The sequence below is a fragment of the Actinomyces sp. 594 genome (assembly GCF_019325145.1).
Classification (GTDB): domain Bacteria; phylum Actinomycetota; class Actinomycetes; order Actinomycetales; family Actinomycetaceae; genus Actinomyces.
Window position 1 is genome coordinate 40,026 of sequence record NZ_PIZC01000055.1, and the last position, 17,912, is coordinate 57,937.

Consider the following 17,912-nt stretch of genomic DNA (forward strand, 5'->3'; position numbering starts at 1 on the left):
CCAGAAGGCTGACGCAGCCGAGTTGGAGGCCAACCCCCGCAGCGCCTCCGTCCGGCTACGGGCTGCCGTGCGCACCCGGCCCGTCGGCCAGGCTCCTGCCCCAAACCATGACGCATATGCCCCAGCCGGAAACACACGAGGAAGGAACTGCCGATGACCACCGCAGCCAAGGTTCGCCGGAGCGCCACGGCCAATCCGTCCTGGCGCTCACTGACCGACGGTGCCACCGCGCGGGCAGCCCGCAGGGGTGCTCCGCAGACGCGCCCCGCAGCCGAGAGCTCCGGCCGACCCGAGCTGCGGGTGGTGCGGGGCATTGCGCCCTCGCCGCGCACCCTGCCGTTTCTGGCACTGGTGATCGGTATTCTCGCATGCGCCCTGGTATCAACCATGCTGCTCAACGCCCGGATGGCGGATACCGCGTACAAGATGAAGACCGCGCAGGTTGAGCTCAACGTTCTGCGCGACCACATAGAAACCGTACGCGCAGACGTGCAAGAGGCCTCGGCTGCGGACACGTTGGCGGCAAGGGCGGCGAAACTGGGCATGGTCCCGGCCGCAGCACCCGGAGTCATCGACCTGTCCGACTCCACCCTGGCGGGCGGCGCGCCCGCCGAGGCGGGCGAGGCGGACGAGGCCAAGTGAACCCGGTCAACCCGAGTAGGCGTCGTCTGCTGCAGTTCATGGGGCTGGCAGGATTCGGGACGCTGGCGGCCAGGACAACCTGGCTACAAATGGTGCGGGGCCCGGAGCTGGCTGCCCAGGCCCAGGCCGAACGTACTGTGACCTGGGTCAATCGCGCCCCCCGGGGTGACATTCTCGGCCGCGACGGCACGATCCTGGCCTCATCCGCAGTCTCCTACGACATCGGCGTGAACCAGGTGAAGATTGCCCAGTACGAGCGCTGGGAGGAACGTACCGACCCCGATACGGGACAGACCGTCAGTGAGCTCGTCGGTCATGGAGCAGCGGCCGCAGCGGAGCAGATAGCGGAGATTCTGGAGCTGGACGCTCAAGAGCTGGGTGCCATGATGGTGGGGGAATCCACCTACGCCATCATTGCCGAGGCCGTCGCCCCGGACACCTGGCGGCGGATCAATGCCTTGGCTATCCCCGGGGTGGAGCCGGATCAGCGCACCCGGCGCACTTACCCTGCGGGTTCCGTCGCAGGCAATGTCCTGGGGTACACCCAGGAGGACGAGGGGCGCGTCCTCGTCGGCACCGCTGGACTGGAGCTGACCCAGAACGACGCCCTTACCGGAACCAATGGGAAGGGGAGCGTGGAAGTCGGCAAGCTCGGGGCGATCATCCCCACCGGCAGGCAGGAGGAGGTGCCGGCCACGGCGGGAACGGCGGTGCGTACCACCATCAATCCTGACTTGCAGGCGATCGCCCAGGACGCCATTGACGAGGTGGTCCAGGCGCAGGGAGCCGACTGGGGCTGCGTGGTGGTAATGGAGCCCGCCACCGGCAAGCTGCTCGTGCTCGCCGACTCCGGTGCCGTGAACCCCTCCGATCCGGGGGCCACTCCGGAGGAGTCGCGTAACGCGCGCAGTGTGCAGGCGATCTTCGAGCCCGGGAGTGTGGGCAAGGTGATCACGTTCGCGGCCGCCCTTGAGGAGGGCACCATGGATCCGCAGGACACCTGGACGGTTCCCTACACCTGGACCGCGGCCAACGGGCAGACCTTCCGCGACTCGCACTACCACGATACCCAGACGCTCACATCCGCCGGAGTGCTGGCCGAGTCCTCCAACGTCGGCACCGTCCAGATCGGCGAGCAGCTAGACGACCAGGTGCGCTACGACTACCTCAGGCGGTTCGGCTACGGGCAGGTCACCGGGATCGAGATGCCCGCCGAGTCGGCCGGCATCCTCAGCGCGAGCTCGGACTGGGATGACCGCACCCGCTACACCACCATGTTCGGCCAGGGAATCGCCGGCACCGCCCTGCAGGCCGTGCAGGTGCTCGCCACGGTCGCCAATAAGGGCGTGCGCGTGGCCCCGCGCGTGGTGGACGCGTGGATCGACGCCGAGGGCAACGAGATCATGCAGGACACGCCCCACGGAGAGCGCGTGATCAGTGAGGCGACTGCGCAGACGCTGACGGACATGCTCATCGGTGTCACGCAGGAGGGCGGGACCGCCGAGGCGGCCTCCATCGACGGCTACCTGGTTGCCGGCAAGACCGGTACCACGGAGATCCTCACCGAGGACGGCACGGTCGCCTCCTTCGTCGGCTTCACTCCGGCACGCGACCCGGCCATCGCTGTCGCCGTTATCGTCTATCGCCCGGACGGCACCTACGGCGGCACCGTCTCCGCGCCGGTGTTCCGCAAGGTCGCCCTGGCTGCGATGCATACCCTGGGCATCGCCCCGGACCCCAGCGTCATCGCCGCTCAGGCCGCAGCCGAGGCGGACGCCGTCGTCGCGGCCGGCCAGGGCGAGAGCGCAGGTGAGGAAGGATGAGTACCCTCGTCCTGGCACGTGTCGCCCGACGCCCGGCGGTCGTAACCGTCCTGTCACGATAGATTGGGGTCCTATGAGCAACCACGCTTACGAGTCGGCCGCCCGACTGCGCCCGCAACTGTGCGCACCCACCACCCTCAGCGACCTCGCGCGTACCTTCTCACTGACCCCCGCAACGCGTGAGGACGGCGGTGTGGACAGCGTCGACGGGCTGGAGATCGTCGGCGTCAGCGTAGATTCTGCGGATGTGGCCGCAGGCGAGCTCTTCGCGGCGCTGCCGGGATTCAGGACCCATGGCGCGGCCTACGCCCAGCTGGCAGTCGCCGCAGGGGCCGTTGCGGTGCTCACCGACTCGGCGGGTGCCGCCATGGTGCATGCGGACTGCCCCGGTACCCCGGTGCTGGTCCACCCCGATCCGCGCGCCGTCGTGGGGCCGCTGGCGGCGGCGGTCTACCACCAGCCGGCCACGCAGCTGCTGACCACCGCCGTCACCGGAACCAACGGCAAGACCACGACCTCCTACTTCCTGGACGCAATCATGACCGCACACCGGGGTGCCTGCATGGTCGCCGGAACCGTGGAGCTGAGGGTGGGTGATATATCAGTGGAGTCGCCCCGCACCACCGTCGAGGCACCCGTGCTGCAGCGCATGCTGGCCCTGGCCGCCGAGCAGGGCGTGGGGGCCGCCAGCCTGGAGGCCTCCAGCCACGCCATCGTGCTGCACCGCCTGGACGGGCTCGTCGTGGACGTAGCCGGATTCACCAACCTCCAGCGTGATCACCTGGACTTCCACCAGACCATGCCGGAGTACTTGGATGCCAAGGCGCAGTTGTTCACCCCCGAGCACGCACGCCGCGCCGTCATCTGCGTCGACGACGAGTGGGGTGCGCAGCTGGCCGGACGCATCGCGGCAGCCGGGCGGATCCCGGTGGACCGGGTGCGCGCCTACGCAGATGGCGCGGCAGGCACAGCGCCGGACGGCACCGACTGGTGGGTCAGCGACGCCGCCGTGTCCATGACTGACTCCGCCACCACCTTCACCCTGCACGGCCCTGCCGGCGAGGCCATCAGCGCCGCCTGCCCGCTGCCCGGACTCGTGAACGTCCAGAACGCCGCCCTCGCCCTGGTCATGGCGATCCGTGCCGGCGTACCGTCCGAAACCGCGGTGGCGGCACTGGCCACCGCCCACAACATCCCCGGCCGCATGCAGCGCATCAGCCAGCGCGACGGCGTGCGCGGCACCTGCATCGTGGACTTCGCCCACACTCCCGACGCCATGGAGCTGACCCTCAAGGCAGTGCGGCAGATCACCCCGGGGCGCCTCATCGTGGTATTCGGCTCCGACGGCGACCGCGACCGCGGCAAGCGGCCCATGCTGGGCGAGGTCTGCGCCAGGCTGGCCGATGTGCTAGTGGTCACCGACGAGAACCCCCGCAGTGAGGACCCGCAGTCGATCCGTGACGCCATCCTGGAGGGCGTGCGTGCCGTGCGCCCAGACCTGCACGACGTGGAGGAGATCACCAGCTGGCGGGGTGATGCGGTACGCCGCGGCGTCGAGCTGTGCGGTCCGCAGGACACGGTGATCGTGACCGGCAAGGGCCATGAGCCGTTCCTGGAGATCGCCGACGAATTCATCCGGTACAACGATGCTCCCGTCATGCGGGAGGCGGTCCTCGCCAAGTGGGGGGAGAGCGCATGATCGACCGTCCCCTGACCGAGATCGCCGCCTTCACGCAGGGCGCGCTGGTGCCGGCCGACGCCGCTCCCGCAGTGGATGCGGCGGCCGCCGGCGCGGTAGTTACGGACTCCCGCCGAGCCGGCCCCGGGGCCTTGTTCGTCGCCCTGGCCGGCGAGCGCACCGACGGGCACGCCCACGTCGGTGCGGCAGCCACCGCCGGAGCCGCCGCAGCCCTGGTCAGTGATATCTCCGCCGCCCGCGCGTCCCTGAGCGCCGCCGGAGCGGAGCTGCCGCTGATCGTCGTGCCGGACACCGTGGCGGCGCTCGGGGCACTGGCCCGCGAGCACCTCGCCGACCTGCGCCGTCGGGCGGTACAGCGCGGCGGCGCGCTGACCGTCGTCGCCGTCACCGGTTCGGTGGGAAAGACCACCACCAAGGACCTGACCCGCCAGCTGCTGGCCGCGCAGGCCCCCACCGTCGCCCCGGTGGCCTCCTTCAACAACGAGATCGGCCTGCCGCTTACGGTCCTGGAGGCCGATGCCGATACGCGCTTCCTGGTGCTGGAGATGGGCGCGTCCGCACCCGGGCACATCGCCTACCTGACAGACATCGCCCCGCTTGACGCCGCCGCCGTGCTGATGGTCGGCCATGCCCATATGGAGGGCTTCGGCTCGGTGGAGGGAGTCGCCCGGGCCAAGGCGGAAATCGTCCGCGGCCTGCTGCCCACGGGGACAGCCGTGCTCAACCTGGACGACCCCCGTACTGCGGCCATGGCGCAGCTGGCTCCCGCAGCGCTGGCGTTTTCCGCCTCAGGCACAGCTCAGGCCGATGTGCGGGCACAGGGGGTCACGCTCGACGCCGACGCGCACGCCGTCTTCGACCTGTACCTGCCCGGTCTGGACGGGCCGCGCAGGGTGCGCCTGGCCGTGCCTGGTGCGCACAACGTCGCCAACGCCCTGGCTGCTGCGGGCCTGGCCCTGGCTGCCGGAGCTGCACCCGAGCACATCGCCGCCCAGCTCACCCAGGCCCGCCTGGAGAGTCCCCACCGGATGGATGTGACTGTCCTGGGGCGGAACCTGCTGCTGATCGACGATGCATACAACGCCAACATCGACTCCATGACCGCCGCCTTCGAGTCGCTCGGCTTCCTGGCCGGCGGCCGGCGCCGAGTCGCCATCATCTCGGAGATGCTGGAGCTGGGTGATTCCTCTGTGCGGGATCACGCCCGTACCGGAGAATTGGCCGCTGACACGGGTGTCGCGCTGCTGGTCACCGTCGGACCCGGTGCCGCCCCGGCCGCGGCCGCGGCCCGCGCCGCCGGGGTGAGCACGCTCGAGTTCGCCGACGCCGATGCGGTCCTTGCGGCTATGGACTCACCGGACGGCCCGCTGCGCGATGGCGACGTCGTCCTGGTCAAGGGGTCCAATGGGTCGGGCGCCTGGCGCGTGGCAGACCACCTCAGGGACAGTTTGAAGGAGAGGGACGTCCAATGACAGCAATCCTGGTCTCTGCGGCGGTTGGCTTGCTGACCACGCTCCTCGGCACGCCGCTGCTGATCCGCTTCCTCCACAAACGCGAATACGGACAGTTCATTCGGCAGGACGGTCCCCAGGGGCACTTCACCAAGCGTGGCACGCCCACGATGGGGGGACTGGTAATCATCATCGCCGCGGTGCTCGGATACGCCGTGGGTAATCTGATTGAGCTGCGTACCCCGCACACCAGCGGCGTGCTGCTGCTGTTCCTCATCATGGGGCTCGGGCTCATCGGCTTCCTGGATGACTTCGAGAAGATCTCCAAGCAGCGCTCCTTGGGGCTCAGCCCCTGGCAGAAGATCCTCGGCCAGGCGTTCATCGGCATCACCTTCTCGGTGGCGGCGCTGAACTTCGCTAACCGCAACGGGCTCACCCCAGCCTCCACCCGCATCTCCTTCGCCAGGGACTCGAGCCTGGACCTGGCCTTCGCCGGCGCCGTCGGCGGCATCATCCTGTTCACCATCTGGTCGAACTTCCTCATTACCGCCTGGTCTAACGCCGTCAACCTCACCGACGGGCTGGACGGCCTGGCCGCCGGCTCCTCCGCCGTGGTGTTCGCCGCCTACACGCTCATCGGCGTGTGGCAGACCAACCAGTCCTGCACCTACGGCCACGGCGACGTGGTGGCCACGCTGTGCTACCAGACCCGGGATCCGCGTGACATGGCCATGATCGCGGCGGCGCTTATGGGCGCCTGCTTCGGCTTCCTGTGGTGGAATGCCTCCCCTGCCAAGATCTTCATGGGGGATACCGGCTCGCTCGCCCTGGGCGGCGCCGTGGCGGGATTGTCGATTCTGACTCGCACCGAGTTCCTGGCGGTGCTCATCGGCGGGCTGTTCGTAGCCGAGGTCATGAGCGACATCATCCAGGTGGTGTCCTTCAAGTCCACCGGCAAACGCGTATTCCGCATGGCCCCGCTGCACCACCATTTCGAGCTGGGCGGCTGGACCGAGGTCAATGTGGTCATCCGCTTCTGGATCATCACGGGCGTGTGCGTAGTGCTCGGGCTGGGCCTGTTCTACGCCGAGTACCTGGTTTCCTGATCGGGATCACGAGCGTCGTGGGCCCAGCTCGAGGGGCCGCGGCGCCGCCAGCAGTCACCCGCGAAGTGGAGGTCATAGGCACCGATGAGTAGCAGCACACAGGTCGAGGCACTGGCCGGGGCGCGTGTGGGGGTCGTAGGGATCGGCCGCACCGGCCTGGCAGTGGTCGACGTGCTCACGTCCCTGGGCGCGCGTGTCACCGTATTCGACTCCTCCGGCTCCGCCGTCGACGCCCTCGCGGATACCCTCGGGGCCGGCACGGCTGCGCGGCTGGAGGGCACGGTCGTCGGCGATGACTCCACAATCGCGCACGCCCTGACCACCGCGGACCTGCGCCTGCTCATCGTGTCTCCCGGTGTACCGGCTACCGGTCCGGTGCTCGCCGCGGCCCGGGCCGCGGGAGTGCAGACCTGGAGCGAGATCGAGCTTGCCTGGCGGCTCCAGCGTGCCTCCGCCCGCCCCGACGTGCCCTGGCTGGTGGTCACCGGCACCGATGGCAAGACCACCACCGTCGGCATGCTTGAGCAGATCCTCGCCGCCGCCGGACTGAACGCGCCCGCAGTCGGCAACATCGGCGCCCCCGCGATCACCACGGTGGCCGAGGGACGCGCCGACGCCCTGGCCGTAGAGCTGTCCAGCTTTCAGCTGCACTCCACCCATACGCTCAGCCCCCTGGCTGCGGCCTGCTTGAACCTCGCCCCGGACCACCTGGACTGGCACGGGTCCATGGCCGCCTACGCGGCGGACAAGGCCCGCGTGTACGCCCGTACCCGCCGGGCGGCCGTCTACAACGTCGCCGACGCCGCCACGATGACGATGGTGGAGCAGGCGGATGTCGTTGAAGGATGCCGCGCCGTCGGCTTCACCACAGCGGTGCCGGCGCTCGGTCAGGTCGGCTGCGTGGAGGACATGCTCGTGGACCGGGCCTTCCACGCCGAGCGGCGCAGCAGCGGGGTGGAGCTGGCCACCTTCGCCGATCTGGCGCACCTGGCACCCGGTGGCGAGGCCGCCAATGTGCCCGCCCACATCGTCGCCGATGCGCTGGCGGCCTCCGCGCTGGCCCTCGCCAGTGAGGCCGTGGCGCAGGACCCCACCGCCATCGCGCGCGGGCTACGCGCCTACCGCACCGGCGCACACCGCATCGTCACCGTCGCCGTGCATGACGGGGTCACCTGGGTGGATGACTCCAAGGCCACCAATCCCCACGCCGCTCAGGCTGCACTGACGGCCCTGCCGCGGGGTAGCGGCGTATGGATCGTGGGTGGTGATGCCAAGGGCGCCACCTTCCACGAGCTGGTGCGCGCGGTTAGGCCGCATTTGCGCGGCGCGGTCGTCATTGGCCGGGACCAGGCCGCCGTGCTGGGGGCGCTGGCCGAGCAGGCCCCGGAGCTGCCGGTGACCACGGTCCCCGACGGCACCCCGCAGGCGGTAACCGACGCGGCGGTGGCCGCGGCCGCCGCGCTGGCCGAACCCGGAGACACCGTGATGCTCGCCCCCGCATGCGCCTCATGGGATCAGTTCGACTCCTACGCCCAGCGCGGCGACCTGTTTGCCCGCGCCGCCGCCCGGGTGACGCAGTCAGCAGCGGTATCAGAAGCGGTATCAGAAGCGGTAGCGGGTGACGCAGTCGAGGGCGGGCGCCGAGATGACTGAGACGGACATGACGCCCGCGCGTCGCTGGTCGAGGCGAGCGCGATTCCTACGGGGCGCTGACGGCCCGGTCGAGGGCGAGAGCAGCACCCTGAGCTATTACGCCCTGTTGGTATCCACCTTGGCACTACTCGCCTTCGGGCTGATCATGGTCTTCTCGGTGCAGTCGGTGACGACTGCGGCCGACGGAGGCAATGCGTTCACCGCCTTCTCCAAGTACCTGGTCTTCGCCGTCATCGGGCTGCTCGGCATGTGGGTGCTGTCGCGCTTGCGGCCGCGTTCGCTGAAACGACTCGCCTGGCCGGCGCTGCTGGCATCCTTCGCCCTGCAGCTACTGGTGTTCGTCCCCGGCATCGGCATCGACGTATACGGCAACCGGAACTGGATCCAGCTGCCCGCGGGCCTGGGCACGGCCCAGCCGTCGGAGTTCATCAAGCTGGGGCTGTGCCTGTACCTGGGCGTGATGGTGTCCCGCCACCGGGACGCATTCATCGGCGGTGTGCGCACGGGGCGCGACTTGGCGCGCTTCCTGGGGTGGATACTGCTGCCGGCCGGCCTGGGCATCGGGCTGGTGATGGCCGGGGGCGACCTGGGCACGGTGATCGTGCTAACGGCACTGGTCGCCGGGGCGCTGTGGCTGGGCGGACTCGGTTGGCGCTGGTTCGCCGCTCTGGGGGGCATCGGCCTGCTCGGCTTCGCGGCGGCGTCGATGCTCTCCGCGAACCGCCGGGCCCGCATCCTCGCCTGGTTGCATCCGGACCGCTACGACCCCCTTGACGTCGGCTACCAGCCTCAGCACGGGCGCTACGCCCTGGGCACCGGCGGATTGCGGGGGGTGGGCCCCGGCTCCTCACGGCAGAAGTGGGGCTACCTGACCCAGGCCGATTCCGACTACATCTTCGCCGTCCTGGGTGAGGAGTTCGGCCTGGTGGGCACGCTGTTCGTAATAGCGCTATTCGTTGTGGTCGCCTGGTGCTGCCTGCGCATCGTCCGCCGTAGCCAGTCCTTGTACGTCGCAGTGGTCACCAGCGGCATCATGACCTGGATCGTGGGGCAGGCCCTGATCAACATGAGCGTAGTGGTCGGCCTGCTGCCCGTGCTGGGGGTGCCGTTGCCCCTCGTCAGCGCGGGGGGATCCGCGCTGGTGTCGGTGCTGCTCGCCGTCGGGGTGCTGCTCGCCTTCGCCCGCAACGAGCCCGGCGCGTCTGCGGCGCTGCGCTCCCGTACGGGCGCTGTACGCCGTACGCTGGCCGTCATCGCACCGCGCAGGAGGAAACGTGCCTGAAATGCCCACCCAGACTTCCGCTGCGGATGACCGCGCGGATCGGCCACTGCGGGTACTGCTGGCCGGCGGCGGCACCGCCGGCCACGTCAACCCCCTGCTGGCAACGGCCGCCGCCCTGCGCGACGCCGCCTCCGGGGGCGATCCCGGCACCAGCATCCTGGTCTTGGGCACCAAGGAGGGACTGGAACAGCGGCTCGTCCCGGAGGCGGGCTACGAGCTGGCTCATGTGCCCCGCGTGCCCATGCCGCGCCGCCCCACCGGCGACCTGCTGCTGTTGCCGCGCCGCCTGCGCGGTGCCGTCGCCGCCGCAGCTGAGGCAATCAGGCAAGTCGAAGCCGACGTCGTGGTCGGCTTTGGCGGCTTCGTCTCCACGCCCGCCTACCTGGCGGCCAGGAGCGCCGGCGTGCCCGTAGTGATTCACGAGCAGAATGCTCGTCCCGGGCTGGCCAATCGGCTCGGGGCCCGCTGGGCGGCCGCCGTCGCCCTCACCTTCGCCTCCACACCCCTCGCTGCGGCTCACGGCCGGACCGAGGTCACGGGCCTGCCTCTGCGGCCGGCGATTGGCTCCCTGGTGGAGCGGCAGCGTGCCGATGTCGTCGGCGCCCGCCGGGCTGGTGCTGCCGCGCTGGGACTGGACCCGGCTGCCACTACGGTGCTAGTCACAGGCGGCTCCCTGGGAGCCCAGCACCTCAACGAGGTCATGTGTGAATGCGCCGACCGGCTGCCCGCCGACCTGCAGGTGCTGCACCTGACGGGCCGGGGCAAGGACGCGCCGGTGCGTGCCGCCCTGGAACGCGCGGCCGCGCGCACTCCCGGGCTGATGGAGCGCTACCACGTCCTGGACTACCTGACGGAGATGGAACAGGCCTACGCCTGCGCCGACGGCGTGATCTGCCGCTCCGGTGCGGGCACCGTGGCCGAGCTGACCGCCCTGGGGCTGCCCGCCCTCTACGTCCCCCTGCCCATAGGCAACGGGGAACAGCGGCTGAATGCGGCGGACTGCGTGTCTGCGGGCGGGGGACAACTGGTGGCCGACGCCGATCTGGACGCCGAGGACATCCTCGGCTTCACTGCGGTGCTCACCGACGAGTCCCGGCGCAGGTCTGCTGCCGCGGCCGCAGCCTCCACCGGCGTGCGTGACGGGGCGCAGCGCCTGGCGGCGCTGATCCGCGAGGTAGCCGCAGCCGGTTGCGGCGATGCCGCCGCCGCAGCGGATAACGGCGCGCCCGCCGACCCGAGCAGCGGGTCGGCTACCGGGGACTTCGGTGGTATCGCGGCGCCAGGGGAGCCCGCGGGAATTAAGGACGTCGCGGATATCGATGACTTCGAGGGCAAGGAGCAGAGCCGGTGACCGATGATCAACTGTCCCATGCCCTCCCGGTCAGCCCCGCAGGCACCGGCCCGCTCCCGGAGCAGGCGCTGGCGGCGGAGGAACTGACCGGACGGGCCTTCCACCTGATCGGCGTCGGCGGTGCTGGGATGAGCGTGGTGGCGCAGATCCTGGCCGAGCGCGGTGCCGTTGTCACCGGCTCCGACGCCAACGGGGGAGAGGCTTTTGAGCAGCTGCGTCAGCAGGGTCTGGGGGTGCGACTGGGCCACGCCGCAGCCAATGTTCCGCCCGAGGCCACCGTGGTGGTGTCAACCGCCATCAAGGACTCCAACCCTGAGCTGAGGACGGCGCGGGAGCGCGGCCAGACCGTGATCCACCGCTCGCAGGCCCTGGCCCTGGCCGCCCGGGGACGCGATTTCGTTGCCGTGGCGGGCGCCCACGGCAAGACCACGACCTCGGGAATGCTCGCCCAGGCGCTGTCCGTTGCCGGTCAGGATCCCTCATTCGCCATCGGGGGAGTGGTGCGATCCCTGCGCACCGGTGCGCACCTGGGCGGGGGGCGGGCCTTTGTCGCGGAGGCCGACGAGTCCGACCGCTCCTTCCTCAACTATGCCCCCACCGTCGAGATCGTTACCAATATCGAGCCGGATCACCTGGACAACTACGGCACCGCGGAGGCCTTTGCGCAGGCCTTCGTAGCCTTCGTCGAGCGCCTGCTCCCCGGTGGGCTGCTGATCGCCTGTGCCGACGATCCCGGTGCCCTGCGGCTGGCCCGGCAGGCGGTTTCCGCCGGCACCCGAGTGACCACCTATGGCACCACCGAGCCCTCCGCCATTCCCGGCGGTCCGCTGCCCGGTGCGGCGCATGTTCGCGTGGAGGTCGTCTCTCGGAGCGCTACCGGTACCAGCGCCCTGATTACCCGTTGGGATGATGTCGGCTCAGCCACGATTTCCGGGGCCGGCTCCAGCTCGGGACCGGTGCCGCTGGAGCTGTCGATTCCGGGTGACCATGTCGCGCTAGATGCGGCCGCCGCCTGGGAGGCCGGATGCGAGCTCGGCGTCTCCGCTGAGGCAATGGCCGCCGCCCTGGGCGCCTTCGCCGGCACCGGCCGTCGCTTCGAGCACCGGGGGGAGGCGGTCGGCGTCCGCGTGATCGACGATTACGCGCACCACCCAACCGAGATCGCGGCACTCCTGGCCGCGGCGCGGGAGGTCGCGGACGCCCGCGGCGGTCGGGTTATCGCACTGTTCCAACCCCACCTGTTCTCCCGTACCCGTAACTTCGCAGACCGGTTCGGCGCCGCCCTGGCAGCCGCCGACCACGTAATCGTGACTGCGATCTACCCGGCTCGTGAGACCCAGGCCGACTTCCCCGACGTCACCGGCCAGAGCGTAGTCGACCGCATTCCCGGCGACGGCCGCTACATCGCCGATGCCGAGGCCGCCGCCGACGCCGCCGCCGGCCTGGCACGACCCGGTGACCTGATACTGACCATCGGTGCCGGCGACGTCACCCGCCTGGGGCCGGTAATCCTGCGCAACCTGGCCGAGCGTGCGAACCCGGCATGATGCGCAAGCCGAGCCGCCCCAGGCCCCGCGGCGCAGCCGCGGAATCCGTATCCGTACCGTCCGATCCCGCCCGCGTCGACGCCGCAGGCGACCCCGTACAGGCCCCTGCCGCCGCCCCGGCTGCCGTAGAACCGCTGCAGGCTCGCGGTGACCAAGGCTCGCGCGCCCTGGGCTCCAGGGGGGTGAGCCGGGACCGGGTGGTCTCCTCGGGCTTGTCCGACCGGCTGGAGGAGCGTCGTCGTGCCCGCAGGCGCCTAGGCCGCGGGCGGCTGGTGCGGGCCGCGGGAGCTGCGGCGGTGATCGCGCTGCTGGTATGGGCCTGCCTGTTCTCACCGCTGCTGGGACTGCGCCCCAACGAAATCACGGTCACGGGTGCGGACGGCAGCGTGGACGCGGGTGACGTGCAGGCGGTGCTTGCACCCCACCGCGGGCAGTCCCTGCTGCGCCTGGACGTCACCGCCCTCGGTGAAGAGGTGGCGGACTCCCTGGTGACCGTGAGGTCTGCGGCGGTGACCCGTTCATGGCCACACGGCCTGGCGGTACGCCTGACCATGCGCATTCCGGTCGCCGTGCGGCAGGTCGATGCCGGTTATGAGGTGCTTGACGGCGAGGCGGTGGTCCTTGAGACGGCGCAGCGGGCTCCGGAGGGCTTGGCGGTTATCGCCGCGGAACCCGGGCAGGAGCTGTCGGAGTCCCAGGTCTCAGCCGTAACGGAGGCGATTGGCAGCCTGGATCCGGAGACACGCACGCAGGTCTCCGGCGGGCGAGTCTCGCAGACCGGGCAGGTGACGCTGACCCTGGTGAGCGGTGCCACGGTGATGTGGGGCCAGTCCACGGACAATGAGCTCAAGGCGCGGGTGCTGGCGGTGCTGCTGCGGCAGGAGGCGGATACCTACGACGTGTCCAGCCCGCACAGTCCGACCACGTCCTGACACGCCGAACCAAATACCCTGCGGGCGGCTGGGGGACCCATAGCGTTGGGCACGTCATCGGAAGAATGACATAAGTATAGACCTCGACTTCAGGTTGAAGGTTGAGGGGAGTCCCCTGGGGCTCGGCACTAAACGCGGAGGCAGACAGTGGCGGAATCGCAGCACTATCAAGCAGTCATCAAGGTGGTGGGCGTCGGCGGAGGCGGCGTCAACGCCGTCAACCGCATGATCGAGGCCGGCCTGCGCGGCGTCGAGTTCATTGCCGTCAACACCGACGCGCAGGCGCTGCTGATGTCTGATGCCGATACCAAGCTCGATGTCGGCCGCAACCTGACGCGCGGCCTGGGTGCCGGCGCCGATCCGAGCATCGGCCGCAAGGCCGCCGAGGACCACCAGGACGATATTCAGGAGGCCCTCGAGGGGGCCGATATGGTCTTCGTTACCGCCGGCGAGGGCGGCGGCACCGGAACCGGCGCCGCCCCGATCGTCGCCAAGGTGGCGCGTTCACTCGGTGCGCTGACCATCGGGGTGGTGACCCGGCCCTTCGCCTTCGAGGGACGGCGTCGCGCCACTCAGGCCGAGGACGGCGTCACCAACCTGCGTGCCGAGGTCGACACCCTCATCGTCATCCCCAACGACCGCCTGCTGCAGATCGCGGACCGCAACATCAGCGTGGTTGACGCCTTCAAGCAGGCCGACCAGGTGCTGCTCCAAGGTGTCCAGGGCATCACCGAGCTGATCACCACCCCCGGCCTGATCAACGTCGACTTCAACGACGTCAAGTCCGTCATGCAGGACGCCGGCAGCGCCCTGATGGGTATCGGCTCCGCCACGGGAGAGGACCGTGCGCTGACTGCCACCGAGCAGGCCATCGCATCCCCGCTGCTGGAGTCCTCCATCGACGGCGCCCACGGCGTACTGCTGTTCTTCCAGGGCGGCAGCGATCTGGGCCTGTTCGAGATCTCCGAGGCGGCCAACCTCGTCCGCGAGGCCGTTCACCCCGAGGCGAACATCATCTTCGGCAACGTGGTGGACGGCGCCCTGGGCGACGAGGTGCGGGTCACCGTCATTGCCGCGGGCTTTGACGAGGACCCCGCCGTCGAGCCCCGCGCCGAGTCGAGCGGGGCCGGCCTGGCGCGGGCGGCTTCCTCCGCGGGGTCGGCGCGAGCCGCCGCTCCTGCTGCCCCGACCCGCGGTGCGCACGCAGCTGAGAACCCAGTCACGCGCCCCGTCCCCGCGGTAGCGGCGCCGGTCACGGCCGAGGTGCCGAGCTACGTGGATGAGTCCGTGCCGGAGGCTGAGCCCGAACTGGCTGTCCCCCGCGTAATCGGCGTCGACGCTGAGAAGGATGACATCGACCTGCCCGACTTCCTGCGCTGACCAGTGGGTGGGCAGGTGTGCTCCCCGGCCCTGATCCCAGCCGACCTGGGGGCTGGCGCGCGCGGCTACTTCACCACCCGCACGGCGCCGGATGGGCCTGATTCGGACGGCGGCCCGTACGCGGGCTTCAACCTCGCCGTCCACGTAGGTGATGACACGGCGCGGGTTGCTGACCACCGGGATCGGCTCGCGCAGGCGATTGGTCTTGCCTCGGATGCGACCGGCTCTGCCTCCGGTTGTGACCGCACGGGCATTGCGTGGATGAATCAGGTGCACTCCACCGGCGTTGCGGCCGCGGATGCGGGTGCTGCGCCCACCGCCGATGCGCTGCTGCTTGACGCACGCGCCCCGGCGTCGGCGGCGGCTGCGGCGGTGCTCGTGGCGGACTGCGTGCCGGTGCTACTGGCCGGCGCTGACGGAGCCGTGGTGGCAGCTGTCCACGCCGGCCGTCGTGGCCTGCTGATGGGCATAGTCCCGGCCGTGTTGGCGGCATTCGGGGACCTCGGCGTGGATCCCACCGGTATCTGCGCCGCGGTGGGACCTGCGATCTGCGGCGCCTGCTACGAGGTCCCTGAGCAGTTGCGACTCGAGGCGACGGCGGTGGAGCCCGCCTGCCATGCGGTTACGCGATGGGGCACTCCCGGCATAGACCTGGCTGCAGGGGTCTGCGCCCAGCTGGAGCGTGCCGGGGTGGGAGGCATCACCAGGGTCGATCGGTGCACCTATGAGGAGCCAGGACTGTACTCCTACCGCCGCGACGGCGTCACCGGGCGGCAGGCGGGTGTGGTCGTGCCGGCGCCCTAAGGCACTCCGCGCCCGCGGCCCGACTGAGTGATCTGGGCGACCCTGCGAGTACTGGCATAACGCACCCGGCGCGTTCGGTGACACGCCGCGGCGAATCAGCGGCAGGAGTGCTTGCGCCCGATACCGTCAGCCACATCCGGATCGCAGGGACCGGACGGATAAGGAGCACCCCATGAGCGCACTGCGCAAGATGACCAACTTCCTCGGCTATTCAGAGCCGACTGACGATGACTTCGCAGACGCCCCCGAGGCCGTCCCCACCGATTTCACTCAGGACCTGGTCGGCGAGTATGCCGATCGCGAAGATGAGGGCAAGGTCTACGACGCCCCCTTCGAGGAGGTGCCCGCACCGGCCGAGGCCCCGGACCTGCGCCGGATCGTGACGGTACACCCCTCCACCTACAACGAGGCCCGCGTGATCGGGGAGGCCTTCCGTGACGGGGTTCCGGTAATCATCAACCTCACCAATATGAGCGAGTCCGACGCCCGCCGCATGGTTGACTTCGCTGCCGGCCTGGTATTCGGCCTGCACGGTGCCATCGAGCGAGTCACCCCCCGCGTCTTCCTGCTGACCCCGACCTCGGTTGAGATCGACGACGGCGAGGGCTCGGAGGACGCTCACGGTCGCTTCTTCAACCAGAGCTGAACCGAGGGCCGTGGTGCTGGCACTCGTTTCAATTCTGCGCAGCTTGCTCGATCTGTATGTTCTGGTCCTGCTGACAAGGGTAGTGCTGGACTGGATCCAGCTGTTCGCCCGGAACTGGCGTCCCAGCGGCGTCGTACTCGTGCTGGCCAACGTCGTCTACGGGCTGACCGATCCGCCGCTGCGTCAAATCCGCCGCTTCATGCCGATGCTGCGCCTAGGCGCGGTCGGCATCGACCTGAGCTTCCTGGTCCTGTGGTTCGGCATCGTCATCCTCCGGCGCCTGCTCCTGCTGCTGGTGTGACGGTTCACGCGTGCCGCCGGACCGGACAATCGGTATGAGGTCAGCCCGAATGCATGCCGCGGCACGGCATGTGATGGTAGCGTGACGCGCGGTCCGTCCTGCGGAGCCGAGGCAATGCGGTGCGTGACCAGTCCCTTCCAGTTTTACTCGCATCAGGAGACGAGCGTTCTCGACGGCACGAGTCCGGGTTCTCCGGCGCTCGTGCGGCTCGCGATACGACTCACCCCACGACGCTGAGGAGATCACCATGACGCCGCTGACATCGGATGACATCTTGAACAGGAAGCTGCCAACCACACGGTTCCGTGAAGGATACGGGCAGGACGAGGTTGACGAGTTCCTTGACGAGGTTATTGCGGCCATGCGGAGTCTCGAGCACGAGTTGGCGTCCGCGAAGGCCCAAGTCGCGCGCCTGGAGCGTGCCAATGCGCGGCTCAGGGGGCAGGAGGGGGCAACTCCGGGAGCGTGACATGCGCCTCCGAATATGGCCTGAACCTGGAGTTCAGGTAATCTGTCCGCATGAGTCGCCGGTCCTCCGGTGCTCGTGGCATCTACCGTAACGACACCGAGGTGACGACTATGACGCTGCTGACCGCAGACGACGTCCTCAATAAGAAGTTCCAGGCAACCAAGTTCCGCGAGGGATACGAGCAGGACGAGGTTGACGAGTTCCTTGACGAGGTCGTCGAGGCCATGCGCCAGCTTGAGGCCGAGAACGCCGATCTCAAGGCCAAGCTGGAGGCTGCCAACGCCCGGGTGGCGGAGCTGGGCGAGGGAACGCAGGCGGCTCCCGCTGCGCAGCAGGAGACCACGGTGGTGGAGCCTGTCGTCGAGCAGGCTCCCGCCCAGGCCGTGGAGGAGTCTCAGGAGCCGGCGGCCGCTTCCGGCATGCTCGAGCTGGCCCAGCGCTTGCACGACGAGCACGTCGCCAACGGCAAGGCCGAGGGCGAGCGCATCATCGCCGAGGCCCGCGCCACCGGCGAGCAGGTCGTGCGCGAGGCAGAGGACCAGCGCAACCGCACCCTGGCTCAGCTCGAGAAGGAGCGCTCGGGGCTGGAGCACAAGATCGACGAGCTGCGTCGCTTCGAGTCCGACTACCGGACGCGCCTGAAGAGCTACCTGCAGAACCTGCTCACCACCGTCGAGGACGGCAACGAGTCCGCCAGCCCGAACTTGTGACGGACGGCGCTTGCAGCCGACGCGGACTCCCGCGTCGGCTGCGACTGCCACTGGCCCGTCGGTCGGGGGCGGCGCACCCTACCGGGGCGCCGCCCCCGACCTGCGTGCGCCCTTGA

Annotated in this window: 16 protein-coding genes; all 16 read left to right on the forward strand. The window is 69.7% G+C overall.

The window, feature by feature from the left end; all coding sequences use genetic code 11:
* Window positions 1-153 precede the first annotated feature (153 nt).
* The 16 genes from GZ998_RS13175 (at window position 154) to GZ998_RS09550 (ending at window position 17,796) form a co-directional block, all read left to right on the forward strand.
* Window positions 154-642 (forward strand): hypothetical protein, encoded by a 489-nt coding sequence (locus GZ998_RS13175; protein WP_237564088.1) that lies wholly within the window; start codon window positions 154-156, stop codon window positions 640-642.
* Window positions 643-680: 38 nt separating this feature from the next.
* Entirely contained in the window at window positions 681-2,465 is a 1,785-nt protein-coding gene (locus GZ998_RS09480) for a penicillin-binding protein 2 (protein WP_219109707.1), read from the forward strand.
* 73 nt (window positions 2,466-2,538) lie between these two features.
* Complete coding sequence (locus GZ998_RS09485; protein WP_219109696.1) at window positions 2,539-4,164, forward strand: UDP-N-acetylmuramoyl-L-alanyl-D-glutamate--2,6-diaminopimelate ligase; 1,626 nt, start codon at window positions 2,539-2,541, stop codon at window positions 4,162-4,164.
* On the forward strand, window positions 4,161-5,636 hold the full coding sequence (gene murF, locus GZ998_RS09490) for a UDP-N-acetylmuramoyl-tripeptide--D-alanyl-D-alanine ligase (protein WP_219109697.1): 1,476 nt from the start codon (window positions 4,161-4,163) through the stop codon (window positions 5,634-5,636). Before GZ998_RS09485 ends, murF begins: the two co-directional genes overlap by 4 nt.
* Window positions 5,633-6,721, forward strand: a complete 1,089-nt coding sequence (mraY, locus tag GZ998_RS09495) for a phospho-N-acetylmuramoyl-pentapeptide-transferase (protein WP_219109698.1) — start codon at window positions 5,633-5,635, stop codon at window positions 6,719-6,721. Before murF ends, mraY begins: the two co-directional genes overlap by 4 nt.
* 84 nt (window positions 6,722-6,805) lie before the next feature.
* A complete protein-coding gene (gene murD, locus GZ998_RS09500) occupies window positions 6,806-8,374 on the forward strand; it encodes a UDP-N-acetylmuramoyl-L-alanine--D-glutamate ligase (protein ID WP_162678586.1) in 1,569 nt (522 codons plus the stop codon).
* Window positions 8,367-9,656 (forward strand): putative lipid II flippase FtsW, encoded by a 1,290-nt coding sequence (ftsW, locus tag GZ998_RS09505; RefSeq protein WP_162678587.1) that lies wholly within the window; start codon window positions 8,367-8,369, stop codon window positions 9,654-9,656. The genes murD and ftsW overlap by 8 nt, the downstream gene beginning before the upstream one ends.
* A gap of 1 nt (window position 9,657) precedes the next feature.
* Window positions 9,658-11,007, forward strand: coding sequence for a glycosyltransferase (locus GZ998_RS09510; RefSeq protein ID WP_219109699.1), 1,350 nt, complete (start codon window positions 9,658-9,660; stop codon window positions 11,005-11,007).
* A 128-nt stretch (window positions 11,008-11,135) separates the two neighbouring features.
* A complete protein-coding gene (gene murC, locus GZ998_RS09515; RefSeq protein ID WP_374939198.1) occupies window positions 11,136-12,554 on the forward strand; it encodes a UDP-N-acetylmuramate--L-alanine ligase in 1,419 nt (472 codons plus the stop codon).
* Window positions 12,551-13,486 carry a cell division protein FtsQ/DivIB gene (locus GZ998_RS09520; RefSeq protein WP_162678589.1) on the forward strand — a complete coding sequence of 312 codons (936 nt, stop codon included), beginning with the start codon at window positions 12,551-12,553 and terminating at the stop codon, window positions 13,484-13,486. Before murC ends, GZ998_RS09520 begins: the two co-directional genes overlap by 4 nt.
* A 147-nt stretch (window positions 13,487-13,633) precedes the next feature.
* The gene (ftsZ, locus tag GZ998_RS09525) at window positions 13,634-14,866 is read left to right on the forward strand and encodes a cell division protein FtsZ (RefSeq protein ID WP_161924357.1); all 1,233 of its coding nucleotides are present in this window, start codon (window positions 13,634-13,636) and stop codon (window positions 14,864-14,866) included.
* Between the two features lie 15 nt (window positions 14,867-14,881).
* Window positions 14,882-15,670, forward strand: a complete 789-nt coding sequence (locus tag GZ998_RS09530; protein WP_219109700.1) for a polyphenol oxidase family protein — start codon at window positions 14,882-14,884, stop codon at window positions 15,668-15,670.
* Window positions 15,671-15,842: 172 nt separating this feature from the next.
* Window positions 15,843-16,316, forward strand: a complete 474-nt coding sequence (locus tag GZ998_RS09535; RefSeq protein ID WP_161924355.1) for a cell division protein SepF — start codon at window positions 15,843-15,845, stop codon at window positions 16,314-16,316.
* Between the two features lie 10 nt (window positions 16,317-16,326).
* Entirely contained in the window at window positions 16,327-16,617 is a 291-nt protein-coding gene (locus GZ998_RS09540; protein WP_162678591.1) for a YggT family protein, read from the forward strand.
* Between the two features lie 247 nt (window positions 16,618-16,864).
* A complete protein-coding gene (locus GZ998_RS09545; RefSeq protein ID WP_162678592.1) occupies window positions 16,865-17,086 on the forward strand; it encodes a DivIVA domain-containing protein in 222 nt (73 codons plus the stop codon).
* Window positions 17,087-17,196: 110 nt separating this feature from the next.
* A complete protein-coding gene (locus GZ998_RS09550) occupies window positions 17,197-17,796 on the forward strand; it encodes a DivIVA domain-containing protein (protein ID WP_202616334.1) in 600 nt (199 codons plus the stop codon).
* Window positions 17,797-17,912: the final 116 nt, after the last annotated feature.